This window comes from Sphingobacterium hungaricum (assembly GCF_015210005.1).
GTDB classification, from domain to species: domain Bacteria; phylum Bacteroidota; class Bacteroidia; order Sphingobacteriales; family Sphingobacteriaceae; genus Sphingobacterium; species Sphingobacterium hungaricum.
On sequence record NZ_MU158698.1, the window covers coordinates 1,629,288 to 1,654,507 of the forward strand.

28 protein-coding genes are annotated in these 25,220 nt (G+C 39.8%); 9 read left to right on the forward strand and 19 right to left on the reverse strand.

Going from position 1 to position 25,220, the window contains the following annotated elements:
• Positions 1-12 precede the first annotated feature (12 nt).
• The 9 genes from C4F49_RS10255 to C4F49_RS10295 all read right to left on the reverse strand — a co-directional run bounded on the left by C4F49_RS10255 (position 13) and on the right by C4F49_RS10295 (position 8,420).
• Positions 13-507 carry a GNAT family N-acetyltransferase gene (locus tag C4F49_RS10255; RefSeq protein ID WP_196935757.1) on the reverse strand — a complete coding sequence of 165 codons (495 nt, stop codon included), beginning with the start codon at positions 505-507 and terminating at the stop codon, positions 13-15.
• A complete protein-coding gene (locus C4F49_RS10260; protein WP_196935758.1) occupies positions 504-1,076 on the reverse strand; it encodes a thiamine pyrophosphokinase in 573 nt (190 codons plus the stop codon). The genes C4F49_RS10255 and C4F49_RS10260 overlap by 4 nt, the downstream gene beginning before the upstream one ends.
• Positions 1,077-1,082: 6 nt before the next feature.
• Complete coding sequence (locus C4F49_RS10265) at positions 1,083-2,276, reverse strand: M20 metallopeptidase family protein (protein WP_196935759.1); 1,194 nt, start codon at positions 2,274-2,276, stop codon at positions 1,083-1,085.
• A 9-nt stretch (positions 2,277-2,285) separates the two neighbouring features.
• Complete coding sequence (locus tag C4F49_RS10270) at positions 2,286-2,735, reverse strand: SPOR domain-containing protein (protein ID WP_196935760.1); 450 nt, start codon at positions 2,733-2,735, stop codon at positions 2,286-2,288.
• Position 2,736: 1 nt separating this feature from the next.
• Positions 2,737-6,042 carry a preprotein translocase subunit SecA gene (gene secA, locus C4F49_RS10275; RefSeq protein WP_196935761.1) on the reverse strand — a complete coding sequence of 1,102 codons (3,306 nt, stop codon included), beginning with the start codon at positions 6,040-6,042 and terminating at the stop codon, positions 2,737-2,739.
• Positions 6,043-6,176: 134 nt separating this feature from the next.
• On the reverse strand, positions 6,177-7,049 hold the full coding sequence (locus C4F49_RS10280; RefSeq protein ID WP_196935762.1) for a menaquinone biosynthesis family protein: 873 nt from the start codon (positions 7,047-7,049) through the stop codon (positions 6,177-6,179).
• Positions 7,046-7,306, reverse strand: coding sequence for a hypothetical protein (locus C4F49_RS10285; protein WP_196935763.1), 261 nt, complete (start codon positions 7,304-7,306; stop codon positions 7,046-7,048). The genes C4F49_RS10280 and C4F49_RS10285 overlap by 4 nt, the downstream gene beginning before the upstream one ends.
• Before the next feature lie 5 nt (positions 7,307-7,311).
• Positions 7,312-8,085: a 5'/3'-nucleotidase SurE gene (surE, locus tag C4F49_RS10290; protein ID WP_196935764.1), complete on the reverse strand. Its 774-nt coding sequence runs from the start codon at positions 8,083-8,085 to the stop codon at positions 7,312-7,314.
• Between the two features lie 146 nt (positions 8,086-8,231).
• Positions 8,232-8,420 (reverse strand): CsbD family protein, encoded by a 189-nt coding sequence (locus C4F49_RS10295; RefSeq protein ID WP_196937254.1) that lies wholly within the window; start codon positions 8,418-8,420, stop codon positions 8,232-8,234.
• Between the two features lie 145 nt (positions 8,421-8,565).
• Between C4F49_RS10295 and kduI the strand changes: the two genes are divergently transcribed.
• The 3 genes from kduI to C4F49_RS10310 are packed head-to-tail and all read left to right on the forward strand — an operon-like array spanning position 8,566 to position 11,301.
• Complete coding sequence (gene kduI, locus C4F49_RS10300) at positions 8,566-9,414, forward strand: 5-dehydro-4-deoxy-D-glucuronate isomerase (protein WP_196935765.1); 849 nt, start codon at positions 8,566-8,568, stop codon at positions 9,412-9,414.
• The gene (locus C4F49_RS10305; RefSeq protein ID WP_196935766.1) at positions 9,414-10,529 is read left to right on the forward strand and encodes a DUF4861 family protein; all 1,116 of its coding nucleotides are present in this window, start codon (positions 9,414-9,416) and stop codon (positions 10,527-10,529) included. Before kduI ends, C4F49_RS10305 begins: the two co-directional genes overlap by 1 nt.
• Before the next feature lies 1 nt (position 10,530).
• Complete coding sequence (locus C4F49_RS10310; RefSeq protein WP_196935767.1) at positions 10,531-11,301, forward strand: SDR family oxidoreductase; 771 nt, start codon at positions 10,531-10,533, stop codon at positions 11,299-11,301.
• Position 11,302: 1 nt separating this feature from the next.
• Here C4F49_RS10310 and C4F49_RS10315 read toward each other — a convergent pair whose 3' ends face one another.
• The 9 genes from C4F49_RS10315 to dnaN form a co-directional block, all read right to left on the reverse strand.
• On the reverse strand, positions 11,303-12,115 hold the full coding sequence (locus C4F49_RS10315) for a formylglycine-generating enzyme family protein (RefSeq protein ID WP_196935768.1): 813 nt from the start codon (positions 12,113-12,115) through the stop codon (positions 11,303-11,305).
• 71 nt (positions 12,116-12,186) lie between these two features.
• Positions 12,187-12,945: a hypothetical protein gene (locus C4F49_RS10320; protein ID WP_196935769.1), complete on the reverse strand. Its 759-nt coding sequence runs from the start codon at positions 12,943-12,945 to the stop codon at positions 12,187-12,189.
• A gap of 83 nt (positions 12,946-13,028) precedes the next feature.
• On the reverse strand, positions 13,029-13,607 hold the full coding sequence (gene nadD / locus C4F49_RS10325) for a nicotinate (nicotinamide) nucleotide adenylyltransferase (protein WP_196935770.1): 579 nt from the start codon (positions 13,605-13,607) through the stop codon (positions 13,029-13,031).
• A gap of 3 nt (positions 13,608-13,610) precedes the next feature.
• Entirely contained in the window at positions 13,611-14,180 is a 570-nt protein-coding gene (gmk, locus tag C4F49_RS10330; RefSeq protein ID WP_196935771.1) for a guanylate kinase, read from the reverse strand.
• Positions 14,181-14,185: 5 nt separating this feature from the next.
• The gene (locus tag C4F49_RS10335) at positions 14,186-15,058 is read right to left on the reverse strand and encodes a YicC/YloC family endoribonuclease (RefSeq protein ID WP_196935772.1); all 873 of its coding nucleotides are present in this window, start codon (positions 15,056-15,058) and stop codon (positions 14,186-14,188) included.
• 47 nt (positions 15,059-15,105) lie between these two features.
• Positions 15,106-15,678, reverse strand: coding sequence for a CAP domain-containing protein (locus C4F49_RS10340; protein ID WP_196935773.1), 573 nt, complete (start codon positions 15,676-15,678; stop codon positions 15,106-15,108).
• Positions 15,679-15,732: 54 nt separating this feature from the next.
• Positions 15,733-16,371 (reverse strand): DedA family protein, encoded by a 639-nt coding sequence (locus C4F49_RS10345; protein ID WP_196935774.1) that lies wholly within the window; start codon positions 16,369-16,371, stop codon positions 15,733-15,735.
• A 32-nt stretch (positions 16,372-16,403) separates the two neighbouring features.
• A complete protein-coding gene (locus tag C4F49_RS10350) occupies positions 16,404-17,063 on the reverse strand; it encodes a DedA family protein (RefSeq protein WP_196935775.1) in 660 nt (219 codons plus the stop codon).
• A gap of 10 nt (positions 17,064-17,073) precedes the next feature.
• On the reverse strand, positions 17,074-18,195 hold the full coding sequence (dnaN, locus tag C4F49_RS10355; RefSeq protein ID WP_196935776.1) for a DNA polymerase III subunit beta: 1,122 nt from the start codon (positions 18,193-18,195) through the stop codon (positions 17,074-17,076).
• A gap of 127 nt (positions 18,196-18,322) precedes the next feature.
• Between dnaN and C4F49_RS10360 the strand changes: the two genes are divergently transcribed.
• The 6 genes from C4F49_RS10360 (at position 18,323) to C4F49_RS10385 (ending at position 23,487) form a co-directional block, all read left to right on the forward strand.
• Positions 18,323-19,465 carry a DNA polymerase III subunit gene (locus C4F49_RS10360; protein WP_196937255.1) on the forward strand — a complete coding sequence of 381 codons (1,143 nt, stop codon included), beginning with the start codon at positions 18,323-18,325 and terminating at the stop codon, positions 19,463-19,465.
• An 8-nt stretch (positions 19,466-19,473) separates the two neighbouring features.
• Positions 19,474-20,829, forward strand: coding sequence for a PSP1 domain-containing protein (locus tag C4F49_RS10365; protein ID WP_196935777.1), 1,356 nt, complete (start codon positions 19,474-19,476; stop codon positions 20,827-20,829).
• Between the two features lies 1 nt (position 20,830).
• Positions 20,831-21,289: a gliding motility lipoprotein GldH gene (locus tag C4F49_RS10370; protein WP_196935778.1), complete on the forward strand. Its 459-nt coding sequence runs from the start codon at positions 20,831-20,833 to the stop codon at positions 21,287-21,289.
• Positions 21,289-22,302 (forward strand): tetraacyldisaccharide 4'-kinase, encoded by a 1,014-nt coding sequence (gene lpxK, locus C4F49_RS10375; RefSeq protein WP_196935779.1) that lies wholly within the window; start codon positions 21,289-21,291, stop codon positions 22,300-22,302. Before C4F49_RS10370 ends, lpxK begins: the two co-directional genes overlap by 1 nt.
• A gap of 112 nt (positions 22,303-22,414) precedes the next feature.
• A complete protein-coding gene (locus tag C4F49_RS10380; RefSeq protein ID WP_196935780.1) occupies positions 22,415-22,795 on the forward strand; it encodes a hypothetical protein in 381 nt (126 codons plus the stop codon).
• 305 nt (positions 22,796-23,100) lie between these two features.
• Positions 23,101-23,487, forward strand: coding sequence for a hypothetical protein (locus tag C4F49_RS10385; protein WP_196935781.1), 387 nt, complete (start codon positions 23,101-23,103; stop codon positions 23,485-23,487).
• A gap of 244 nt (positions 23,488-23,731) precedes the next feature.
• Here C4F49_RS10385 and dnaA read toward each other — a convergent pair whose 3' ends face one another.
• Positions 23,732-25,159 carry a chromosomal replication initiator protein DnaA gene (gene dnaA / locus C4F49_RS10390; RefSeq protein ID WP_196935782.1) on the reverse strand — a complete coding sequence of 476 codons (1,428 nt, stop codon included), beginning with the start codon at positions 25,157-25,159 and terminating at the stop codon, positions 23,732-23,734.
• Positions 25,160-25,220: the final 61 nt, after the last annotated feature.

The window sequence follows — 25,220 nt, forward strand, 5'->3', positions numbered from 1 at the left end:
AAAAGAGCTCGTTTAAACGAGCTCTTTTTGCATAATGTAATCATCAAGAATAAATTCATCCAGCGGAATATCGACTTCTTCGGTAATCACAAAACCTTGTCTCTCATAAAAGTATCGCGCATTGTTTCCTCGATTGACATTTAGTTCAAGTTTTGCACAATTGCGTTCTCTCGCGATTTTCTCAGCGAAATCAATCAATGATTTTCCATACCCCTTTCCTTTCATCACGGGCAATAGGTACAATTTTTCAATCCGCAATACGCCTTTCTCTTTTTCTTCTACAGCAAGAAAACCTTTGGTATTATTTTCTTCCAGAATCAAATAAAAATCCTGTCCATTCCGCATTAGCCGAAGAATCTCTTCAATGCTATACAGGTTTTTGAGCATAAAATCTATTTGTTTTCTTGACAGAATGTCTATATAAGCCACATTGTAACTTGCTGTCGCAATGGTCTGGACGATGGCTGATTCTTTTTCGGTTGCAATTCGAATTAAGATATTATTCATAAGGTTTCCGTTAGTAAAACGGGCTTTAGGTTTGTAAAATTTAGTTTATAAAATCCATCCGATTCGGTACTGTAGCTATTATTATCGTCAGCTATCAATCCACTAACCGATAGATTGTCAATGTTTTGTTCCAAAAATAATCGTTCGCCTTTTGGTTTCCATTTTTCGAATCCTGAATGGATAAATGTGCTTCTCAGGTTCTGATGAAACCAAACAATGGTCATTTGCTCTGCAAAATAACGAAGCTTTTCGATATTTAAGTCATTTGCCAAAATATTAACAGCCAGATGATTTTTCTTTAAAAGCAGGGAAATTCCCTCCGCAATAAAATCTTCCGTAGCCAGCATTTCCCATTGAAGATGCTCTTGAAACGCAGGATGCTGATTGTTTGAAAGAACATAATCGACTTTAAATCCTTGTGCTTGCAAAATCTCATATGAATCTTCGTTCGCAACGATTGTCGGACTCCATTCCAGCAATTGGCCCAATGACTCCGAATCGATGCAATGCACATTTTGAATCAATAAGGCGGGCTCTTGATTTTCACGAACAATGTGATGAGAAGACATACGCTATTAGTTATTTTCTAGCTGTTTTAAGCTGATGTAAGCCATGAGCCCAATGCTTGTCTTTAAAGACTTTTCTTCGACATCAAAGGTCGGTGTATGAACCGCAGACGTGATTCCTCGCGCCACATTTCCTGTTCCTAAACGATAAAAACAAGCGTTCGTTTCTTGAGAATAATACGCAAAATCTTCGGCCGCTGGCCAAAGGTCGAGCTCCACGACGTTTTCTGCACCAAGATATTCAATTGCCGAACTTCTGCTGGCTTCGGTTATTTTTGGTTCATTGATTAAAAAAGGATAGCCTTTTCTAACTTCGAAATCACAAGTTGCACCCATGCTCTCAGCAAGCCCTACAGCAAGCTTGGTCATTTTTTCATGAGCCTCAGCACGCCATTTTTCGTCAAACGTACGGAATGTGCCTTCCAGATAGACTTCATCCGGAATAATATTCGTAGCGCCATTGCCGATGATTTTTCCCCAAGAAAGAACTGTTGGTATTCTTGGGTCAGCGAAACGGCTGACAACCTGCTGCAATGCAGTTATGATTTGTGCCGTAATGGCGATTGGGTCGATATTTTGATGGGGTTGCGCAGCATGGCCACCTTTTCCTCGAACCGTCATAAACAATTCGTCGCAAGAAGCCATATATTTTCCTGAACGGAAACCTACTTTTCCAGCTTCTATCAAAGGCATCACGTGCTGTCCGATAATTCCAGATGGTGCAGGATTTTGCAATACGCCCTCTTTAATCATCAGAGAAGCTCCTCCTGGAAGGCGTTCTTCTCCTGGCTGGAAAATAAATTTAATCGTGCCCCCAAATTCGCTTTTCAGCGAAGTCAATATCTTGGCTACGCCCAATAAGGACGATGTATGCACATCGTGACCACAGGCATGCATCACACCCGGATTCTGGGAGCCATAGCTCCGTCCTTCGACTTCTTGAATTGGAAGTGCATCCATGTCTGCGCGAAGCGCAATGACTTGATTAGATGGTTTTGAACCTTGTAGAATAGCGACAACACCGGTGTCGGCTTTGCTTTCATAGGGCAAGCCCAATTTATCCAATTCGGATTTAACGAAGGCCGAGGTGTTATATTCTTGAAAAGAAAGTTCAGGATGCTGATGCAGAAACCTTCTGGTTTCAACCGTTTCTTCAAAAAACGATTTCGCTAATTCCTGAACTCTCTCTTTTAAATCAGACATGATGTATATTTATTCGTAAACCCAGATATCTTCCACAAAAACAAACACGTTGCTGTATTGATTTCTTAACACGCGCATAAAGTCATTCGCTTCATCGCGTCCTCTGAAATCACCAACTTTTACGCGGTAATTGGGCTCTTCGTAGTTTACGTAACTATCGATGTTTTTATATTGGCTTTTGAATCTAGCTTGCGCAGCATATGCGTCATTCCGATTTGGCCCAGAAAATATCTGAACACGGAATCCTTTTACTTTGACTCTTTTGCCGGTTGTTTTGTTGACCGCGCTTCCAACTTTAATTCTTCGTGAAGCCGTTGGATTTAGGTCATTGTCCGCGCGGAATTCTTGCAATAAGGTAATTAAAGAATCTTTGATAACTTCCACGTGTCCGCTTTGCGCTTGACTTGAAAAGACAATACCCGTGAAAAATATACCGATAAGAATTCCTTTATTAACCATGTTATGCTAGTTTACCGTGACAATTTTTATATTTCAGTCCCGACCCACAAGGACACTCGTCGTTTCTGCCAACTGTTTTTTCTTTACGGATAGGCTGAGTGACTTGTCTTTCTCTTGTATCTTGGTCTTCCTCAGAAACCCCTGTCGGAGAAACTAATTCTGCTTTAGTTGCTTTAACTTGAGCAGGCTGAGCTGGAATTGCGCGAGCTGCTTTAATGTTTTGAGGTTCTTGTTGCTGTCCTGGAATTTCTCCTTTAAATAAGAATCCAACAATCTCTTTGTTCATGCTTGCCAACATTGTTTTGAACAATTCAAAAGCCTCCATTTTATAAATAATGATTGGGTCTTTTTGTTCGTAAACCGCATTTTGAACGGATTGTTTCAAATCATCCATTTCACGCAAATGCTCTTTCCAAGCCTCATCGATTAAAGCAAGAACAATTCCTTTTTCAAAAGATTTGAAAACTTCTTTACCATGCGATTCGACCGCCTTGTTCAAATTTGTCGCAACTTGTATGCCACGGATACCATCTGAAAAAGGAACGACAACATTTTCAATCATTCCGCCGCGCTCTGCCAATACGTTGGTTAACACAGGCAATGTTTGAGAAGCAATCGTTTCTGCTTTCTTGTCGTAATGGTTCATCACTTGGTTAAAAATCTTATCAACCAAGGTCGTAATGTTATTGCTTGCGTACTCTTCTGGCGTAACATCGATGTTCACCGTGAACAAACGAATAATTTCAATCTGTAACTCTTCGTATGAACCGGCTTCTTTTGCCTCCGTCACTACGTCTTCCACAACATCAAAAATCGTGTTGTTCAAATCCACGTCTAAACGCTCTCCGAACAATGCATTTTTACGTTTTGTGTAGATTACATTACGCTGTGAGTTCATCACATCATCGTATTCTAACAAACGTTTACGGATTCCAAAGTTATTTTCTTCCACTTTGCGCTGTGCACGTTCGATGGATTTAGTCAACATGCTGTGTTGCATCACTTCGCCGTCTTCCACACCCATTTTGACCATGATGTTAGAAATACGCTCTGAAGCGAACAAACGCATCAAGTTATCTTCTAATGAAACGAAGAATTGAGATGAACCTGGGTCACCTTGACGACCTGCACGACCTCTCAACTGACGGTCTACACGGCGCGACTCATGACGTTCGGTACCGATGATGGCCAAACCGCCAGCAGCAATAACTTCTTTCGTCAATTTAATATCCGTACCACGACCAGCCATGTTCGTTGCAATCGTTACCTGACCAGCTTTACCCGCCTCAGCAACGATATCCGCTTCTTTCTGGTGTAATTTCGCATTTAACACATTGTGTTTGATGCCGCGCAATTTCAACATGCGGCTTAATAATTCCGAAATCTCTACCGAAGTCGTACCAACCAACACTGGTCTTCCTGCTTCTGTTAAAATCTGTATTTCTTGAGCTACTGCATTGTATTTCTCACGTGCCGTACGGTAAATCAAATCCTGACGGTCATCGCGCTGAGCCGGACGGTTTGTTGGTATCTCTACCACATCCAACTTATAGATTTCCCATAGCTCGCCAGCTTCAGTTGAAGCTGTACCCGTCATACCCGCTAATTTGTGGTACATACGGAAGTAGTTTTGCAAAGTAATGGTCGCATAAGTTTGCGTTGCATCTTCTACTTTCACGTTTTCTTTAGCCTCAATCGCTTGGTGCAAACCATCTGAATAACGGCGACCATCCATTATACGGCCAGTCTGCTCATCAACGATTTTCACTTTTCCTTCGTCAACAATGTATTGGTCATCAATCTCGAATAACGTATACGCTTTCAATAATTGATTAATCGAGTGAATACGTTCTGATTTAATCGAATAATCGCGCAACAATTCTTCTTTCTTCGCAGCTTTCTCCTCTAACGATAATTCTGATTTTTCAATATCAGCAATCTCCGTTCCTACATCCGGAAGGATAAAGAAACTAGGGTCTTCCCCAGACGCTGTGATTAATTCAATTCCTTTTTCAGCTAATTCAACTTGATTGTTTTTTTCGTCAATCACGAAATACAATTCCGCATCCGCTTTAGGCATGTGACGGTTTTGCTCAGACATGTAGAAGTTCTCTACTTTTTGAAGAATCTGTCTGTTTCCGCCTTCACTTAAGAATTTGATTAACGCTTTATTTTTTGGCAAACCGCGGTAAGCACGGAATAGGGATAAACCACCTTTTTCTGGGTCTGTGTCACCTGCAGCTAACGCTTTTTTCGCTTCATTTAAAACCGTATTTACATAGGCTTTCTGTGCATTCACCAAACGTTCGATACGTGGTTTCAATTGATAAAACTCATGCTCGTCTCCTTTTGGAATAGGGCCAGAAATAATCAATGGCGTACGCGCATCATCGATTAATACCGAATCCACCTCATCAATCATTGCAAAATGTAATTTGCGCTGTACCATTGCATCTGGTGTTTGCGTCATGTTGTCACGCAAATAATCAAATCCGAATTCATTATTCGTTCCGTAAACGATATCCGATTTATATGCTTTTCTACGTTGTGGAGAATTTGGCTGATGTTTGTCGATACAATCTACGCTCAACCCGTGGAATTCGAAAATTGGACCATTCCATTCCGAGTCACGACGAGCCAAATAATCATTGACCGTAACGATGTGAACACCTTGTCCAGATAATGCATTCAAATAAGTCGGCAAAGTTCCTACTAAGGTTTTACCCTCACCCGTAGACATCTCGGCAATTTTACCTTGATGCAATACGATACCACCGATTAACTGCACATCGTAATGAACCATGTTCCAGGTCACCTCTGTTCCAGCGGCGGTCCATGAATTTTTCCAAAGCGCTTTTTCGCCTTGAATCTGCACATTTTCTTTGCGCGCCGCAATGTCTTTATCAAACTCTGAAGCCGTAACTTCAATTTCTGTGTTTTCTGTAAATCTTCTCGCCGTGTCTTTTACAACTGCAAAAGCTTCTGGCAAGATTTCCAACAAGATTTCTTCTAATTTTTTATCGCGGTCTTTTCCTAATTTATCGACTTGGTCATAAATTGCTGTTTTCTCGCTCATCTCCACCGCATCACCTTCAGCTTTTGCTTTTAAATCAGCAACCTCTTTATCTATATCGGCTAAGTAATCGGCAATCCGCTGTTTGAATTCACTCGTCTTCGCGCGAAGTTCGTCGTTTGATAAATTAGCCAATTGCTCATAGGCTTCTTTAATCTTTGCAACTAGTGGTTGAATAGTCTTTATATCTCTTTCGGATTTACTACCAAATAACTTACTTAAAAATTTTAGCATAATAATATTTGTATCAGATTCGTATGGTGCAATAATGACTCCAAAATCATGTTCAAGTCAAAATGTCACTAACGGGGCAAATTTAGTTATTAGAGTTGATAAATAGCATGTTGATTTCCTTTTTTATTTAAAAATCACGTTACAAATAACTCTTGCTCTGTGCGAGGAACTAGCTGTAAAGAAATTGCCTTATCAAACAAGTGTTTAACAGCGTTTCTTCCGGTCACACCTAAGTTTTCAGAATATTGGTTTACGTACAATTCAATATGCTTATACATAACCGATTCCTCCATTTCTTGCGCATGAGAACGGATATATTCCAAACCCGATTTTGGATTGGCAAAGGCGTACTGCACGCTTTCTTGAATTAACTGATTAACCTGCAATTGTACTTCTTCCGGCAGACTGCGCTTAATGACAATTCCGCCCAGCGGAATAGGATATTCGGTTGTCTTTTCCCAATAATCCCCCAAATCAACCACTTTATGCAATCCTTTGTCTTGGTAAGTGAATCGATTCTCATGAATAATCAAGCCGACATCGATTTTATCCTGCAACAATGAACTTTCAATTTCTGAAAAAAGGATTTCCTCTTTATTCTGTAAAGCGGGAAAGGCTAAGCCCAATAAAAAATTGGCTGTCGTGTATTTTCCTGGAATGCCTATCCTAAGATTTTGCAGTTCCTCAGGAATATTTTCCCCAGAAGCTAAATAAGAGGTTAGTTTTTTGGCCAAGCCTTCGTCCTTCGTAATCAATAATGGCCCGACGCCAAAACCTAATGCGGAACCAGAATCCAATAATGCATATTGCTCAACAGCGTATGCAAAAGCATGATAGCTTAATTTTGTAATGTCCAATTCGCCAGCAAATGCCTTTTGATTCAGCGTTTCGACATCCTCATAATGCACCTCGAATTCAAATCCTTTGGTATCGATTTTATGATGAATCAATGCATAAAAGATGAATGTATCATTCGGACAGGGCGAAAACCCCAATGTTAATTTCATATCGTAAATTTTTGCGTGTAGAGAACTGCAAGCAAGCCCAAAAAGGTCATCAGCATAATCCCTTTCCCTACATTATCTAAACCTTTTTTGTACACGATGCGCATTAGGATTAAATTTATTGCTCCCGCAACAACAAAGAACACAATGGGTTTGTTGGGCGCGAGGCTTTGTTGCAAGGTCGTATAATATGTCAAGAGAAAAGACAGAAGGGGAGCAACAAATCCGAGCAACAAACCGATTAAGATAGAGTTTTTCATGCTACTTATCGGTCAAAAGTCCAAGTATTTAATTCCGGAATGGCATGATGTGCTGTCATGTCAAATTGGACCGGAACCACAGAAACATAATTATGCTCCAAAGCATAACAGTCGGTATCTTCTCCTTTGTCCTGCAATTCAAATTTTCCGGTCATCCAATAATAATCGCGATTATGCGGGTCGACGCGTTCATCAAATTCCTCAACCCAGTGTGCGCCAGCCTGACGGCAAATTTTTATCCCTTTAAGCTCTTTGGTTTTTGGGAAATTCACATTCAGCAAGGTGTTTGTCGGCAAACCGTTTTCAAGAACTTGTTTGGCAATCTGCTGAATAAATTTACGGCAATGCTCAAAATCTGCGTGGTAAGAAAAATCATCCAGCGAAAATCCAATGGATGGGATATGTTCGATTGCACCTTCGACCGCAGCGGACATCGTTCCCGAATACAAAACATTGATTGAATTATTCAATCCATGATTGATTCCAGAAACGCATAAATCGGGCTTGTTGCCTTTGAATATTTTATTTACTGCCAATTTTACACAATCGACCGGCGTACCAGAGCATTTGTACATTTCGACTCCGTCGTACAATTCGATTTTATCCAATCGCAAGGGTTTGCCAATCGTAATGGCATGCCCCATTCCAGATTGCGGACTGTCGGGCGCCACAACAATTACGTGTCCAATCAATTGCATTTCTTCAATCAGCACCCTGATGCCTGGAGCGGTAATTCCATCATCATTCACTACAAGAATGGTTGGCTTTTTCTTTGTCATTAGGCTAAGTTAAAAAGAAAAAATCACATGTATGAAATGCCGATGCGCTTTCTCGCTGTCATAAAAACTTGGCGGGCCATAAAACCGAGAAAGCGTCAAAGGAAAATCCCCTTGACGCTTTCTATCAAGAAACCTGATGAAAAAAATTAACCTAAACTTTTTAACCAGGTAATAACTTCTTCCCTCGTTTTTCCTAATTTTTGCTGAATACGGCCTAATAATTCATCGTCTTGGCCTTCTTCATATTTTAAATCGTCGTCTGTCCAATCAGCATATTGTTGTTTTACCTTGCCTTTTAAGACATTCCATTTTCCTTTTAAATTCAATTCATCCATGATAATCTGTTTTAAATCTATAGCAAAAACAGACTCGAAAGAAAATTGTTTTATCATTTTTTCAAATGGCTAAACTTTTGGCCAAATACTGACTAAAGCATTAAAATGTGTATATTCCCATATTTTAATATCTAAATCAACTCAGATGAATACAGTAACTTTTGAATCTCGATATGCTATTGGACCTAATGAAGCGAAGGCTTTAGACACCTCGGGATTAAGGGAGAACTTTCAGATAGAAAATTTATTTCGTCCAAATGCTTCTCATTTTGTCTATAGCCATTATGACAGGTACATTACTGGCGGATTGATGCCCGTAGGCGAAAAGCTAAAATTAGAGACCATCGACGAATTGCTCAAAGAACCTTATTTTCTTTCTCGCCGAGAAATCGGCATCATAAACGTCGGCGGAACAGGACAGGTCGAAGTCGATGGAGAAATTTTTGACATCGATTTTAAGGAAGCGCTTTACATCGGCAAAGGCGCAAAGGCTGTCTTTTTTAGCAGTAAGGACTCCTCAAAGCCAGCAAAGTTTTACGTCAATTCCACTCCGGCTCATCAAAGCTATCCGACCAAGCGCGTGACCAAAGCTGAAGCGAATCAGATTGAATTGGGCGCAGTAGAAACGGCCAATCACCGAATCATTAATCAGATGCTTTTGCATACGGTCATTCAGACTTGCCAATTGCAAATGGGCATGACGGAGTTAAAGACGGGTTCGGTTTGGAATACCATGCCGGCGCATACGCATGACCGACGAATGGAAGTGTATTTTTATTTTGACCTGCCGGAAGGACAGGCTGTTTCGCATTTTATGGGCGAACCGCAAGAAACCAGGCACGTGTGGATGCACAATGAACAAGCGATTATTTCCCCACCTTGGTCGATTCATTCAGGAGCCGGAACCTCGAATTATACATTTATCTGGGGAATGGCTGGAGAAAACATGGATTATGATGATATGGACAAACGTCCGATAACCGATTTGCGCTAATGAAAACGATTATTCTCAGCATTTCGTTTTTTTGTTGCTTCGCAATAACATTTGCCCAGCACATTAACATAAAGAATCCAACTGATTTTGCTCGAAAAGAATTGGTCAGCATTCCGTATGCGGATTTCCAAGCACATTTCAAGGTTGATTCTGGATTTGTGATTAGCAATGGCGAACAGGAATTTGACTATCAATTTGAGAAATTGGGAAATGAAAACCCTCAAAACCTCTTGATTCAAATCGAAATTCCAGCGAAATCTTCGTTAAAATTAAAGGTCATTCAAGGCCCTAAAAAACCCATTTCATCAAAAACCTTTGCACGTTATGTACCTGAACGGTTTGATGATTTTGCCTGGGAAAATGATGTGGTTGCTTTTCGATTATACGGAAAAGCTTTAGAAGGACGGAGCGATGATGCTCAGGGAATGGATTTCTGGGCAAAAAGAACGGAAAACTTGGTTATCAATAAATGGTATGCTACTGGAGACTACCATGCTGACCATGGCGAAGGGTTAGATTATTACTCCGTTGGGCAAACATTAGGTGCTGGAGACATTGCTTTGTTTCTTGACGGACAAATTCGATACACAAAACATTATCGTCAGTATGCGATTTTGGATAACGGCCCTTTGCGGACAACGTTTAAATTGACCTTTGAACCTCAAGAAATCAACGGACAGGTAATTTCATTGACAAAAACCATCAGCTTAGATGCTGGCTCTTCGTTTAATAAAATTGCTGTCGCAATGGATAATCAGCAAAACAACGTGACTCCATTCGTTATTGGCGTAGCCAAAAGAAATGAAGAAAATCCCGCCTACGCATTCGATAAGAAAACCGGTGCTTTGGTTTATTGGGAACCATCCCTAAAAGATTTTGGAGAAACCGGAATTGCGGTAATCGCGCCTAAATCAACCGGCTTACGGTTTGATAATGACAATAAAAGTCAATTTCTGCTTCATTCAACTGCAAAAAATAACAGCGAATTTATTTATTACAATGGCGCGACTTGGAACAAAGCCGGTCAAAACACGTCCTTTGAATCTTGGAAAAATGCTGTAGACCAAAAGGCAACAGCCATCCAAAAACCCTTACAAATCCAATTAAAAAAATAGCATGAACACGATACAATCATTTGACTTAACTGGAAAAACAGCCTTGGTCACAGGTTGCAAAAGAGGAATCGGCAAAGCCATGGCCGAAGCTTTAGCCGAGGCCGGAGCAGATATTATTGGCGTTTCGGCGACCCTGGAGTTGGAGAACTCGGACATTGAAAAAAGCATCAAAAATTTAGGGAAGAATTTTTCGGCTTATCAATGTGATTTTTCCGACAGAAAATCGCTTTACGAGTTTATCGAAAAAGTGAAATCTGAACATCCTCAAATTGATATTCTGTTCAACAATGCTGGAAATATTTTGCGAAAACCTGTTGCTGAACATCCCGACGAATACTGGGATGAGATTATTGAAATCAACCAAAATGCGCAATTTATTCTGACACGTGAAATTGGAAAAGAAATGATTGCTCGCGGTTCAGGAAAAATCGTTTTTACGGCTTCGTTGCTGACCTTCCAAGGCGGAATCAATGTTCCTGGATATTCGGCGTCGAAAGGTGCCATTGGCTCTTTGACCAAAGCATTCGCGAATGAATGGGCCTCGAAAGGCGTGAACGTCAATGCGATTGCGCCGGGTTACATTGCGACCGACAATACGGAGGCTTTGCGCGATGACCAGAACCGCTCAAAATCGATTCTCGAGCGCATTCCGGCAGGACGATGGGGCGAGCCAGAAGATTTTAAAGGGCCAGCAGTCTTTTTAGCGTCCAAAGCTTCGGATTATGTGCACGGAACGATTCTGACTGTTGATGGCGGTTGGATGGGGAGGTAGTTTATTTTTTAACTACCCGGAATCCTAAATTGCTAAACGAGGCATTGGGGTTTACCGAGCCGACAAAAAAGGAATTGTAAGCGGAGCAGGCATTTTTACTGCACCACCAAGAGCCTCCGCGCGCATGCGCGACAAATCTTCCTTTGTCTCGCGGTAAGCTTCCTTCGCAAAACTCGAATACATTGCCAAAAACATCATACAATCCCCATGCATTTGGCTTAAACGAACCAACAGGCGACGTATACATAAAACCATCCGTTGTATCGGCTTCCAAATGGTTTTTGCCAAGCCAGATATTTGCGAAATCACTGATGTTCTCTTGGCTTATGCCTTCTGAATAATTGGATGTGCTTCTCGCTTTGGCGGAAATTTCCCATTCATCCAATGTCGGCAACCGAACTTCCGCCCATTCGCAGTAAGCAATCGCGTCTTTATAGGAAATGCAGGTAACGGGATGGTCCATTTTATTTTCTATTCCACCCCGAGAAATGCCATTCGGAAATCGCCAATAGGCCGTACTGTCTTGAAGCCATCGGAATTCTTCCAAGCCCGGTTCGAATACTTGCGCATTGTGAAAGCGTTCTGCTAGGGTTTTATGGCTCGTTGCTTGGACAAATTTTTCAAATTCGGCATTGGTCAGCTCCGTTGATGCAATCGAAAAGCTTTTTGTATCCACTTTTCGAACAGGATTATCGTTGATTTGGCTGTGGCCAATGGAATATTCGCCAGCCGGGATTTGAATAAATGTATTCTGCGCTTGCGCATTCAGCAAATTGATGAGCATCAGAAATAGACATATCAACCATTTATCCATTTTATTTCTGTTTTGAAGAGTTATATTCTCTTGTTGTTTCCGCGATGAATTTTTTATTCGCTTTGCTGAAATTATTTATTCGCAATTTTATCTCCGTAATAGCCCATGGCTCTTTGGACAATTAATTCTTCGTTTGCTTGATTAAGATTGATGTAACGCTCATAGTTGTAATCCGAGCCATACAGTTTGCTATAGGAAGCCGATTGTAAAAAAGGCGCATATTCTCCTTGTTTCATCAACAACAATAAGGTGGTCAGCACATCCACATCTTGCTTATTCGTTTTGTAGTAGTTAATCAGGTAGGGAATCATTTCCCATGCATTGATTTCGACAACCGCATCTTTATAGTTTACCCCCATTCGTTTGCTTCTATTCACAGATTCTTGAATAATCTGCATGACAGAATCACGGTTATCCCTTAGAAAATTCACTTGTCGTTCGCTCCAGGTGGTTTCGTCCATCCAAGAAATCAAATAGGAATAAATCAGCTTATGTTCATCTTTCGAATAGATAAAAATCGCACAATTCTGTGAATAAGCTTCGGGATGAATCATCGTGTAGGTAAATTTCTCTCGAAGGGAGAGACCGTCGTATTGAGAAGCCGATAATGCACTGATTCCGGCATCGCCTTCGTCACTTGGGGCGAAAGTGACTTTCTTAATCAGACCTTTTACCTTATCCAATCCATAAGGTGGAATGGATGGTTTGGCTCGCAATTCTCGGTAAGCGTAATCGGCCTCCGTGGGTTCGTAATGAACATATTCTTCTTGAGCAAAAGAATGAGAAAAACAGAGGATTAGCAAAGGAAGTAAGGCTAGGATTCTTTTCATAAAAATGAGCTCGTTTTTTAAATATAGCTATTTTATCAGAAATGTCTCGGATTATTCCCTATCTTATTTTCGGGTTATCTATGCTACAGGTATAATCCCTTTTTGTCGATAAAATCAATTACCGCATCAGGCGTAAAATATTTGACATTTTTGCCGTTCTTAATTGCCTGCCGAATAAATGTTGAGGAAATTTCGATTAACGGCGTATCCGTGATGGTAATGGAAGGATGGTCTTTTAGTTTGGATTCGCCAGCGTTTGGTCTCGGATAAACGAAAATCTTGTAATCCCGTAAGATGATTTCGTAGTTTTTCCATTTTTCCAGCGAAACCAAATTGTCTTCGCCCATAATCAAAACAAAATCCTTGTTGGGGTATTTTTCATTTAAATGGATTAGCGTATCAATCGTGTAAGAAGGTTGAGGAAGGTTAAATTCAATGGAAGAAGCTATTAAATTTTCGGACTTTTCTAAGGCAATATTGACCATTTCCAATCGGTCATACATATTTCCTAAATTCTTCTTTTCTTTAAATGGATTTTGAGGAGAAACCACAAACCAGACTTCATCCAATTCCGTAAAATTAGCCATGTAACTCGCAATCATCAAATGACCGATATGGACAGGATTAAAGGAACCGAAAAATAATCCGATTTGTTTATTCATTATTTAAGAATTCAAAAAATTCCGAACCAATTCTTCCGCCTCATTGCAAGCCGTTTCCAAATCATTGTTCTGCAAAACCACATCAAAACGGTCTGCATACGACAATTCATGCTCTGCCTTAGCAAAACGCTCTTGCAGTTTCTCTTCTGAATCTGTTCCGCGACCGCGCAATCTTTCTTTCAAAACATCCAAGGACGGCGGATTGACAAAAATGGCCAATGCTTCATCCGGAAATTTAGATTTCAGGCGCAAACCGCCAATGACATCAATATCAAAAATCACCGATTTTCCTTCTGCCCACAGGCGCTCTACCTCTGCACGCAAGGTGCCGTAAAATGTTCCTGCATACACTTCTTCAAACTCAATAAATTCTTGCTTCGCAATGCGGTGCAAAAATTCCTCTTTGCTGATAAAATAATAGTCTTTGCCGTGCACTTCTTCGCCTCTCGCTTCGCGCGTGCTTGCCGAAATTGAAAAAGCCAATTTATCTGGCATTGTTTTCAACAAATGCCTTACAATAGTCGTTTTGCCTGCTCCCGAAGGCGCCGAAAAAATGATTAATTTTCCGCTCATTTCTTCTATAATACGTTTAATAATTGTTCTTTAATTTTTTCAAGCTCTTCTTTCATGCGGACAACAATTTGTTGAATTTCCGCATTATTTGCTTTAGAGCCGAGCGTGTTGATTTCGCGTCCCATTTCTTGGGAAATAAAACCTAGCTTTTTGCCGTTTGAATCTGAAGCATTCAATGCCTTAATGAAATAATGGCAATGGCTACGCAAACGGACTTTTTCTTCGGTAATGTCTAATTTATCGATGTAGTAAATCAATTCTTGTTCGAATCGGTTCATGTCTACATTTTCCTTCCCAACCGTTTGGTCCATGTATTGGCTAATGCGTTCGCGAATTAATGGAATTCGGTCACCCTCTACAGCTTCTACATCGCTCATAAACGATAAAATCATTTCCACGCGAGTCTGCAAATCTTGCTTTAAGATTGCCCCTTCGTCTTCTCTGAATTTATTAAATGATTTAACCGCATCGTAAAATGCATCTAGGAGAATTTCGCCTTCTTCTTCATTGATTTCTTCGTTTGAAGAAACAACTTCAGGCATGTTCAACGCCAATTGAAATAGCGAATTTTGAGACCCGCCTAATTCCAACGCGATATCTTGCAATTGGACATAATATTTCTTCAGCAATTCTGCATTGATTCCAGATGCTTTGGCGGTTTGGTCTTTGTATTCGACGTTCGTCGTGATGTTTACTTTTCCACGTTCAATGAGCTTACCACACTCGCCGCGCAAAAACAATTCTTTGTCAGAAACCGCTTTCGGAAGGCGAAGATTTAATTCCAGAAATTTAGAATTGAGTGATTTGATTTCTACAGAATATTTTACTTTCTCCGTTTCTTGAGAACCTATTCCATACCCAGTCATTGATTTTATCATATACAAAGGTATAAAACTAAAAGCAAAGCCCTTATTTTAATCGCAAATTACCAATCGTGCTTCGCAATAATAACGCAGAGATAGGTTTTGTAAGCCGTTCCTTTGGGCACCTGCACGAAACCGATTCCGATATCCTGCAAGGAACCATTCCATGTATCCATTCCGAGCAAATGTTTGCGATGCATAAATCCAGGAGAGCCTTTGCCTATAATCAATGCTTTGATTCCGTCTTCGGCGGTCGGATGGTTGGCGCCTATGGATTCAAAATTATTTGCAGATTTCGTTTTAAGCCAATCCGCATTTAACTGATAGCCTGCCCGCTGAATGAAATAGTTTGGCCCAAAACCATCCGGATTTGTATGGTCAAAATAGTTGCGGTTGGCCATGTCATAGGCTCTGGACTCGGCGACTTTTGCCAATTGGTCATTCCAAACCAGCTTCGTTTTCGTGATTAATTCGACGTTGCTGATGCCTAATACTTTTCTGTATTTTTCAGGATGGAGCCGAATGTCATTTAGCAATTCATAAGCGCTTTTCGCTTGGATTTTGTCGGTGATAATTTGCTTTTTTTGAGCAAAAGCTGTTGAGGAAAGTAAAATAAAAAGTAAAAATATTCGCATAGGGTTTTTCAATTATGACATTCTCTTTCTATAAACGTTTAATGTGGGCGGAAATTACTTTTTTTTAGTCCGAATAATTTCGAATAAAGGAGGAAGCAAAGAAAGAATGATTATCGCCAGAATGACTAAAGAGAAATTATCTTTTATGAACGAAATCTGTCCGAAAAAATAACCGACCAACAGAAATAGCGAAACCCACAAGGTGCCTCCGATGATGTTATAAAAACCAAAATTCCGATAAGGCATCTTGCTTATTCCGGCGACGAAAGGGGCGAATGTCCGAACAATCGGAACAAATCGCGCATAGATAATCGTTTTGTTTCCGTGCTTTTGATAGAATTGTTCTGTTTTTTCCAAATAGGACTTCTTGAATAGTTTAGAATCTTCTTTGAATACTTTCGGCCCTAAATATTTTCCAATTTCATAATTGACGAAGTCACCCAAAATCGCTCCTAAAATCAACAAAAACAGCATCAGCAGGATGCTTAAATCTGTTTCGGGTTTGGCTATTAAAGCGCCCATAGCAAAAAGAACCGAATCGCCGGGTAGAAATGGCGTGACCACCAAACCTGTTTCGCAGAAAATAATCAGGAACAAAATCAGATAAGTCCAATATTGATAGCTGTTGACAATCTCGAGCAAATGCACATCAATGTGCAAGACAAAATCAATGAGCGAATGAATCCATTCCATATCACAACCTCTTAAAACAAAAAAGGAAACCTTTAGGCTTCCTTTTTCTTAAAAAATTTTTCTTTTACCACTTCAAATATGATTGGGAGTATAGATAGTACGATGATTATCAACACCACCTTTGAAAAGTTGTCTTTTATTATCGGAATGTTTCCTAAGAAATATCCAGCCAATGTGATTCCTACGACCCATAGAATTGCTCCTACGACATTATAGGTGAAGAAGGTTCCGTAATTCATTCGGCCAACGCCAGCGACAAAAGGCGCTAATGTGCGAACAATCGGTACAAAACGAGCAATTACAATCGTTTTGCTTCCGTATTTCTCATAGAATGAATGTGTTTTGGCAATTTGAGCTTCGGTGACCATTTGTTTTCCGAACAGCCTGAAATTCGTGATTCGCAACCCGAAGTTTTTCCCGATTGAATAATTCACCGAATCTCCCGTAATGGCCGCGACCAATAAAATAATAATTAACAGCCATACATTTAGTTCATTCGGCTGCGCCGCTAACATGCCTGCGGCAAACAGAAGAGAGTCTCCCGGTAAAAATGGCGTAACCACCAAGCCTGTTTCAGCAAAAATTATTAGAAACAGAATTAAATAAGTCCACGTCTGATAATTATTAACGATGTCGACTAAATGGTCATCAATGTGTAGGATGAAGTCGATTATTGTTGAAATAAAATCCAAACCCGAGCGATTAAATGTTGTTTAACATCACTGGCATAACCAACATTAACACATCTTCGTTGTCCGCTTTTATTGCTGGGATTAATAAGCCCGCGCGATTTGGCGTGCTCATTTCAATCACAATTTCTTCGCCACTTAAGTTGTTCAGCATTTCTACTAAAAACTTCGCATTGAAACCAATTTCCATGTCATCACCTTCGAATTGACAGCTCAAACGTTCGTGTGCTTCGTTCGAGAAATCTAAGTCTTCCGCAGAAATATGCAATTCCGAACCCGAAATCTTTAAACGAACTTGGTGTGTCGTTTTATTTGCAAAAATAACCACGCGACGCAGTGTGTTTAAAAACAGAGCGCGGTCAACAGTTAATTTATTTGGATTTACCTTTGGAATAACCGCTTCGTAATCTGGATAACGCTCGTCGATTAATCGGCAGATTAAATGAATATTCGCAAATGTGAAAAAAGCATTTGTGTTGTTATATTCAATCGTTACTTGTACATCGTCAACCGGAAGCGAAGATTTTAGCAAACTCAATGCTTTCTTTGGAAGAATCAATGATGTCGCTTTCTCAGCGCTCACATCTGTACGACGGTAACGAACCAATTTATGTGCATCTGTTGCAACAAAAGTAATGGATTGCTCAGCCAATTGAACCAAAACGCCTGACATCGCAGGGCGCAATTCGTCATTGCTAACCGCAAAAATAGTTTTATTGATTGCTTCTGATAAAACAGGAGCTCCGATTGAAACTGTTGAAATATTGTCTACAACTGGAATTTTAGGGAAATCATCTGCATTCTCTCCGCTCAATTTGTATTTTCCGTCACCTGCTGAAATTTCGATAGCCAATGTTTTTGTGTCGACAGAAAAAGCAACCGGCTGGTCCGGAAGTGTTTTTAATGTTTCAATCAAAATTTTCGAAGGCATCGCTACCCGACCTTCTTCTTTCGCTTCGATTTGTAAAGAAGTAACCATGCTGGTCTGCAAATCGGTTGCAGAAATTGTCAGGATATTATCCTTTATTTCAAACAAAAAGTTTTCTAAAATAGGAAGCACCGTGCTTGTACTCGAAGCGCCGCTGATGGCCTGTAATTGTTTTAATAATATGGATGTAGAAACAATAAATCTCATTACTTATAATTAAGTTTTAATATGCAATAATACAGAAAAGAATCTAAATTTTATGCATTGAAATTTGCCTAATGCCGTATAATTTAGTTAAGCGAAAGTTTAATTTAGTACATTTGTGCAAAGAACTATGCAGTTTAAAAACATTGTCGGACACGAATCTATAAAAGAGAGACTGGTTAACACGATTAATACAAATCGGATTAGCCATGCACAGCTTTTTATAGGCCCTGAAGGTTCGGGAAGTTTAGCCCTGGCGGTTGCATACGCACAATTCCTCAATTGTGAAAATAAGCTAGAAAATGACAGCTGTGGCCAATGTTCCTCCTGTCGGAAATATGAGAAGCTCATCCATCCGGATTTGCATTTTTCTTATCCTTTCTTTGCTAAAGGGTCTACCGATGTGGCAACTACCTACATCGAAGAATGGCGCAATGCTTTTCTGTCAAACCCATATTTAAGTTTGAATGCTTGGCGTGAAAACTTAAGCGGAGACAACAAACAAGCCAACATCAATATTGCGGAAGCACATGATATTATCAAAAAACTGAGTTTAAAAGCTTTCGAAGCCGAATACAAAGTGCTGATTATGTGGTTGCCCGAATATTTGGAAAAAGAAGGCAATGCCTTGTTGAAACTGATTGAAGAACCTCCTGAAAAAACGCTTTTTTTGTTGGTTTCCGAAAATCAGGACCGCATTTTAAATACAATTATCTCCAGAACTCAACTGGTTAAAATTAATAAATTCAGTCTCGACGAAATCAAGAACTATCTTATAGATGAGAAAAACATTGATTCCGCTCGAGCAAATGAAATTGCATTCATTGCCGAAGGCAACATGCAAGAAGCATTAAACCTTATTCAAGATGAAGTTCATCAGCATTTTGACCTGCTGATTCGGTGGTTGCGTTTCATTGTCAATGATTCGGGGCTTTCCATCATTCACATCTGTGAAAACGAAATTTCCAAATTAGGCAGGGAGAATCAGAAGAACTTTATTTTTTACAGCATAAATATTATGCGTCAAATCGTTCTGGAGAATCAAGGATTGTCCAGCATGGTTTATTTACAGAATCCAGAATTGGATTTTGTGCAGCGATTTAGTAAATTATTTACACTTGAACAGTTAGAGGTCGCAATTGATGAATTAGAAAAAACGCATTATTCTGTAGAAAGAAATGCGAATCCTAAAATATTATTTTTAGATTTATCTTTGCAGTTAGTTTTACTGTTTAAATACAATACGTTCCCGCAAGGGACTCAATATATATAATAGAAAATATGGGATGTGGAAGTTGCGCATCCGGTGGAGGCTGCGGCACAAAAACGCCAGGAGCTATTCCTTCAGGCTGCGAGAATAACGGCAGCTGTATGACCAGCGGATGTAATAAATTAGATGTATACGATTGGCTTTCCGACATGGATTTGCCATCTAACTATAAACCTTTTGATATCGTAGAAGTCCGTTTTAAGGGCTCTCGGAAGGAATTTTTTGTAAATGTTGACAATCTTTACCTGGAAATGGGAGAGATGGTTGCTGTCGAGCCCAATGCGGGCGGTTACGACATCGGCCATGTTTCGCTGACCGGCGAATTGGTTCGTCTCCAATTGAAGAAAAATAAAGTTCCTCAAGACGAAGTTGTCAAAAAGATTTATCGCAAAGCGAATGAATCGGATGTTGCTAAATTTCAGGCGGCAAAGGATTTGGAATGGGAAACGATGCACCGCGCAAGAAATCTTGCTCTGGAGCTCGGCTTGTCGATGAAAATTTCGGATGTCGACTATCAAGGCGACAAAACCAAAGCGACATTTTATTATACGGCCGAAGGCCGTGTGGATTTTAGAGAGCTGATTAAGCGCATGGCTGAATCTTTCCGAATCCGAATTGAAATGCGCCAGATTGGTATGCGTCAGGAAGCAAGCCGCTTAGGCGGAATTGGTTCCTGTGGCCGAGAGTTATGCTGTTCGACATGGCTGACGGACTTTAAAACGGTTTCTACAGCCGCGGCGCGCTATCAAAATCTGTCATTGAACACGCTGAAACTGGCGGGTCAATGCGGCAAGTTAAAATGCTGTCTGAACTACGAATTGGACAGTTATATGGACGCGTTGAAAGATATTCCTAATCATGTGGAACGCATCGAGACAGCAATCGGTGTTGCTTATCTTCAAAAAACCGACATCTTCAAAAAGACCATGTGGTTTTCGTACCCGAAAGCTGAAAATTGGATTCCGTTAACGGTTGAAAAAGTCCGTGAGTTTTCGGAAATGAACAAAGCTGGAAAGAAACCAGATGAATTGATTGGTATCGTCGTCCAAGAAGAGGTGCACAAAGCTGTGGTATTCGATTACGAAAATGTAGTCGGACAAGATAGTTTGACTCGTTTAGACGAGCGCAACCGCAAGAAAAAACGCAAGAACAAACCAAAGGCTAAAAAGGAAGCTTCGGCAGATACCGCAGCGAAACCTGAGCAAACGAAGAAAGCGCCAGCGAAGCAACAGCAAGTCAAAACTGACGCAAATGCTGCTCCAAAAGCGAAGGATGATGCGCCTAAAAAGCCTAAAAGACGATTTAATAAAAACAAAAAGAACCCAAGGTCTCCCGACGGAAATGCCGGAGATGCTGCGAGAGCATAACATGAAAACATACTGCTTTTTTATTTTCGTACTCTTCCTCTTTTCTTCTTGTCAAGAGGCTGTGTTTTATGAAAAAAACACGCCAATTCTGAACAGACGCTGGGAGTATGGCGATATCAAAGAGTTTCCTGTGCATATCGAAGACAAAAATGCTTTGTATGCCGTTTATGTAAATCTCCGCAATACGGATAAATATGATTTTTCGAATGTGTTCCTGCGAATCCATGAATCTGGACCTGCCTTAGCCGATACCGCGAATCGAATCGAACTAAAATTGGCAGAGCTGGATGGTCGATGGACTGGAAATGATGCTGGAAGCTTATATGAACATCAGGTTTTGTATAAAGAGAATTATTCATTTCCAGATACCGGAACCTATACCTTTGGTATTGAACAAAACATGAGAGAAAACCCACTGCTCGATGTCAGTGACGTTGGCATAAAATTAGTAAAAAAATAATGGCTGCGCTTCGGTGGCTTTTACTTCCGTTCTCAGCGCTTTACGCAAGCATCTTGTGGATTCGGAATAAGCTGTACGATATCCAGCTGTTTAAAAGCCGTGAGTTTGCTATTCCAACGATTGTGGTTGGGAACCTAGTTGTCGGAGGGGCGGGGAAAAGTCCGATGGTCGAATACTTAATTTCGCTGCTGAAAGACTCAAAAAAGGTTGCCACTTTAAGCCGTGGCTACGGACGTAAAACCAAGGGATTTGCTTTGGTTCATACCGCATCTACCGCCGACGAAGTCGGGGATGAGCCACTTCAGTTCAAACGAAAATTTCCTGAAATTACTGTTGCGGTTTGTGAAGACCGTTGCTTTGGCGTTGAACAATTGGAGCAGAATCATGATGTCATCATTCTAGATGATGCTTTTCAGCATCGAAAACTAAAACCAAAATTTTCGATATTGCTATTCGATTTTGAATCGCTATTGTCGTTTGGAATGCCCTTGCCGACAGGAAATTTTAGGGATTTGATGAGCCAGACGAGACGTGCAGATTGCATTGTTATCACAAAATGCCCTTCGGCTATTTCTGAAAATGAAAAAAGGAAGATTGAGCATAAAATCAAGCGGTACTCGAACAGTCCGATTTTTTATTCTAAAATCAGCTATCTTCCTATTCATTCCGCGAAGCGAAATGTTTTAGAAACCGACTTAAGCAATACATCCATTCTTTTATTTACTGGAATAGCAAACCCAAAACCGCTTCTTGAGTACTTGACTCCAATTTCGAAGTCGGTTGAACACGTTCGCTTTTCGGACCACCATGCTTTTGAAGAGTCTGATTTTGATAAAATCAAAAAAGCATTCGATAGTTTAGCTAACCCAGAAAAAATCATCCTAACGACTGAAAAGGATTTTCAGCGTATCCCAAGTTCCGTTTTTAGTCAATTTCCTCTATACATCCAACCCATTCAACAGGCCTTGGAGCATGCCAATCATTTTGACGAATTAATCAATAAAGCGCTCTAATTTAACAGACAGTGTTAATATACCTTAATGGAAGTTAATGTTTCCTAAACTTTTGTTTGCTGGTATTTACTTCTACTTTTTATGCTCAACTTTATAAAAAAAAGGAGAATTTATGAAAAAGTTAATTTTGTTGATAGCCGTTATTTTTGCTGGACTGAGCATTTCTTTTGCTCAACAACGAGGAGGAGGCGGACGAGATAATTCCACTCCAGAACAACGGGCACAAAAGGAAGTTGAGAAGCTAAATGAAAAATTGGCATTAAATCAGGCACAGAAAGTTTCAGTTTATAAATATGCTTTGGAATCTGCTCAAGCCCAAAATGAATTGTTTAAAAATGCGGGTGGTGACCGAGAGGCCGCCATGTCATCTATGAAAGATTTGAATACCAAAAAGGAAGCAAAAATCAAGGCTATCTTGACGCCCGAACAACTTCCAAAGTTTGAAGAGTTTCAAAAGGAAAACAAAGGCAGGGGGGCTGGACGAGGAAGATAACAATCACTCATCTGATTTTACCGAAAAGACCGCAGGAATAATGCGGTCTTTTTTTGTCCAATAAATCCGCAGGATTATTTCTCAGCGGAGCTGAATGCCTTTATTCATTTCCGTTTTGATTATCGTTATCTCATTGTTTTTTTATTCCGTTTTTCTGTTTTAAGCAAGTATTTATGCCTGCTATTCTGTTAAGAAAGGTTAAATTGTAACAAACCTGATACTTAATTTACAATAAATAACACAACTTTCCTGTTATGTATATAGATTAAGTAAATGAACAGAATTTTTCACTAAAATAAAAAAACATGAAAAAGTTAATTTTAACAGGACTATCATTCTTATTTGCAATAACATTAACATTTGCACAACAAGCGAACCCTGAACAAAAAGCAGTAGAAGCTGTAGCTGAATTAACACAAAAGCTAACGCTTACAGAAACACAGCAACAAGCGATTTATCCAATTATTCTTGAGCAAACAAAAGCAAAGCACGCTTTGAAAGAGGATAAAACATTGTCGCCGGATGTATTAAAAGAACAATTGAACACAATCTGGGCTACAACAGATGCAAAAATCGTTGAGCAATTAACAGATGAGCAAAAACCGATTTATGCGGAAATTGTGAAGGAAAGACAAGCTAAAAAAGTAGATAAGGTACAACCAGTAAAACAAGATACTGTAGCTGCATTTTAAGCAACAAGACCGTATCATAACAAAAACAAGAGGCTGTATCATAAATCAATTTTGAACATCTTTTGCCAAATTAAGTTTTGAGCAAATGATTAAAGTTAGTAAAACGGGCAATTTTCGATGTGAAAATTGCCCGTTTTTTCTATGTAAACAGTCACCTTAATCTGATGGCCAAATTTTATTTTGTAAAGCCAACTTCAATTTTACTTTTGATACAGCCTCTTGTTTCGTTTCAGAGCGATTATGATTAAGAAGTTTTTAATTTCTTTTGAATATCGTTCACGTATGTCTTGAATTTTTTATCCGTTTCAATTAAATCTTCAACCGTTTGGCAAGCATAGATTACCGTTGAGTGGTCTCTGCCTCCAAAGAAATTACCAATCGTTTTTAAGGAAGATTTCGTGTGGTTTTTGGCCAGATACATCGAAATTTGTCTTGCTTGAACAATCTCGCGTTTACGGACTTTCGATTTTACCATTTCAACAGGCACTTCGAAGTATTCGCAAACCAATTTTTGAATGTATTCCATCGAGATTTCCTTGTGTGAGTTTTTCACAAAGTTCTTCAGCATGGATTTTGCCAGATTTAAATCAATCTCTTTTTTGTTTAATGTTGATTGCGCCAATAAAGAAACCATAGCCCCTTCTAATTCCCGGACGCTGTTGTCAATCTGATTCGCAACATATTCAACCACATTGTCTGGCAATTCGATACCGTCAGAATACATTTTCTTTTTCAAGATAGCCATTCTGGTTTCTAAATCAGGAATCTGAATGTCTGCAGACAAACCCCATTTAAACCGGCTTAGCAAACGCTCTACAAGCCCTGAAAGGTCTTTTGGCGCTTTATCCGACGTTAAGATAATCTGCTTGCCTGATTGATGCAAATGGTTAAAAATATGGAAGAATATATCTTGTGTCTTTTCTTTGCCGGCGAAATTATGAACATCGTCCATAATAATCACATCCATCGCTTGGTAAAAATTCACAAAATCATTGATTGTGTTGTTCTTTAGCGAGTCGACGAATTGCTGACAGAATTTCTCACAAGAAACATAAATAACCAACTTATCGGGAAGATTACGTTTGATTTCGTTACCGATGGCTTGCGCCAAATGTGTTTTTCCCAAACCCACATCACCATAAATCATCAAGGGGTTAAACGATGTTCCACCTGGTTTATTCGCTACAGCATATCCCGCAGAACGAGCCAAACGGTTACATTCACCTTCAATAAAGTTATCGAACGAATAATTTTGATTTAATTGAGGGTCTACTTGTAATTTCTTCAGTCCTGGAATTACAAAAGGATTCTTTATGTTTTTGTTTAAGGCTACGGGAACCGGAATAGATTGTTTCTTTCCTTCTGCACCATTTCCGTTCGACGGAATGTTGGTGGTATAAGGGTGAGTGGATGAAGATTTTTCTACGACAATGTTGTATTCCAATCGGCCTTGCTCACCTAAAAACTTCTTTACCGTTTTTCTAAGAATACCAACATAATGCTCTTCCAACCATTCGTAAAAAAATAAACTTGGAACCTGAATTGTTAAAACGTTTCCTTCAAGACGAACTGCCTTCACAGGCTCAAACCATGTTTTGAAACTTTGCGCAGGAATGTTGTCTTTTATTACCTGAAGACAGCTATTCCAAACACTTGTATACGTTTTTTCCATTCCTATTTTGTTAATAACTTGAAAACCAATATTTGAGAAAATTTTTGTGTAAAACTTTCGC

Coding starts and splice junctions, on each gene's coding strand:
- nadD (WP_196935770.1), bottom strand. CDS start 13,607: ATGAATAAACAAATCGGATTATTTTTCGGTTCCTTTAATCCTGTCCAT.
- C4F49_RS10280 (WP_196935762.1), bottom strand. CDS start 7,049: ATGAAATTAACATTGGGGTTTTCGCCCTGTCCGAATGATACATTCATC.
- C4F49_RS10380 (WP_196935780.1), top strand. CDS start 22,415: ATGAAAAAGTTAATTTTGTTGATAGCCGTTATTTTTGCTGGACTGAGC.
- surE (WP_196935764.1), bottom strand. CDS start 8,085: ATGACAAAGAAAAAGCCAACCATTCTTGTAGTGAATGATGATGGAATT.
- C4F49_RS10320 (WP_196935769.1), bottom strand. CDS start 12,945: ATGAAAAGAATCCTAGCCTTACTTCCTTTGCTAATCCTCTGTTTTTCT.
- C4F49_RS10305 (WP_196935766.1), top strand. CDS start 9,414: ATGAAAACGATTATTCTCAGCATTTCGTTTTTTTGTTGCTTCGCAATA.
- C4F49_RS10345 (WP_196935774.1), bottom strand. CDS start 16,371: ATGGAATGGATTCATTCGCTCATTGATTTTGTCTTGCACATTGATGTG.
- kduI (WP_196935765.1), top strand. CDS start 8,566: ATGAATACAGTAACTTTTGAATCTCGATATGCTATTGGACCTAATGAA.
- gmk (WP_196935771.1), bottom strand. CDS start 14,180: ATGAGCGGAAAATTAATCATTTTTTCGGCGCCTTCGGGAGCAGGCAAA.
- C4F49_RS10370 (WP_196935778.1), top strand. CDS start 20,831: ATGAAAACATACTGCTTTTTTATTTTCGTACTCTTCCTCTTTTCTTCT.
- C4F49_RS10295 (WP_196937254.1), bottom strand. CDS start 8,420: ATGGATGAATTGAATTTAAAAGGAAAATGGAATGTCTTAAAAGGCAAG.
- C4F49_RS10265 (WP_196935759.1), bottom strand. CDS start 2,276: ATGTCTGATTTAAAAGAGAGAGTTCAGGAATTAGCGAAATCGTTTTTT.
- lpxK (WP_196935779.1), top strand. CDS start 21,289: ATGGCTGCGCTTCGGTGGCTTTTACTTCCGTTCTCAGCGCTTTACGCA.
- dnaN (WP_196935776.1), bottom strand. CDS start 18,195: ATGAGATTTATTGTTTCTACATCCATATTATTAAAACAATTACAGGCC.
- C4F49_RS10310 (WP_196935767.1), top strand. CDS start 10,531: ATGAACACGATACAATCATTTGACTTAACTGGAAAAACAGCCTTGGTC.
- C4F49_RS10360 (WP_196937255.1), top strand. CDS start 18,323: ATGCAGTTTAAAAACATTGTCGGACACGAATCTATAAAAGAGAGACTG.
- C4F49_RS10340 (WP_196935773.1), bottom strand. CDS start 15,678: ATGCGAATATTTTTACTTTTTATTTTACTTTCCTCAACAGCTTTTGCT.
- secA (WP_196935761.1), bottom strand. CDS start 6,042: ATGCTAAAATTTTTAAGTAAGTTATTTGGTAGTAAATCCGAAAGAGAT.
- C4F49_RS10315 (WP_196935768.1), bottom strand. CDS start 12,115: ATGGATAAATGGTTGATATGTCTATTTCTGATGCTCATCAATTTGCTG.
- C4F49_RS10285 (WP_196935763.1), bottom strand. CDS start 7,306: ATGAAAAACTCTATCTTAATCGGTTTGTTGCTCGGATTTGTTGCTCCC.
- C4F49_RS10255 (WP_196935757.1), bottom strand. CDS start 507: ATGAATAATATCTTAATTCGAATTGCAACCGAAAAAGAATCAGCCATC.
- dnaA (WP_196935782.1), bottom strand. CDS start 25,159: ATGGAAAAAACGTATACAAGTGTTTGGAATAGCTGTCTTCAGGTAATA.
- C4F49_RS10260 (WP_196935758.1), bottom strand. CDS start 1,076: ATGTCTTCTCATCACATTGTTCGTGAAAATCAAGAGCCCGCCTTATTG.
- C4F49_RS10335 (WP_196935772.1), bottom strand. CDS start 15,058: ATGATAAAATCAATGACTGGGTATGGAATAGGTTCTCAAGAAACGGAG.
- C4F49_RS10365 (WP_196935777.1), top strand. CDS start 19,474: ATGGGATGTGGAAGTTGCGCATCCGGTGGAGGCTGCGGCACAAAAACG.
- C4F49_RS10270 (WP_196935760.1), bottom strand. CDS start 2,735: ATGGTTAATAAAGGAATTCTTATCGGTATATTTTTCACGGGTATTGTC.
- C4F49_RS10385 (WP_196935781.1), top strand. CDS start 23,101: ATGAAAAAGTTAATTTTAACAGGACTATCATTCTTATTTGCAATAACA.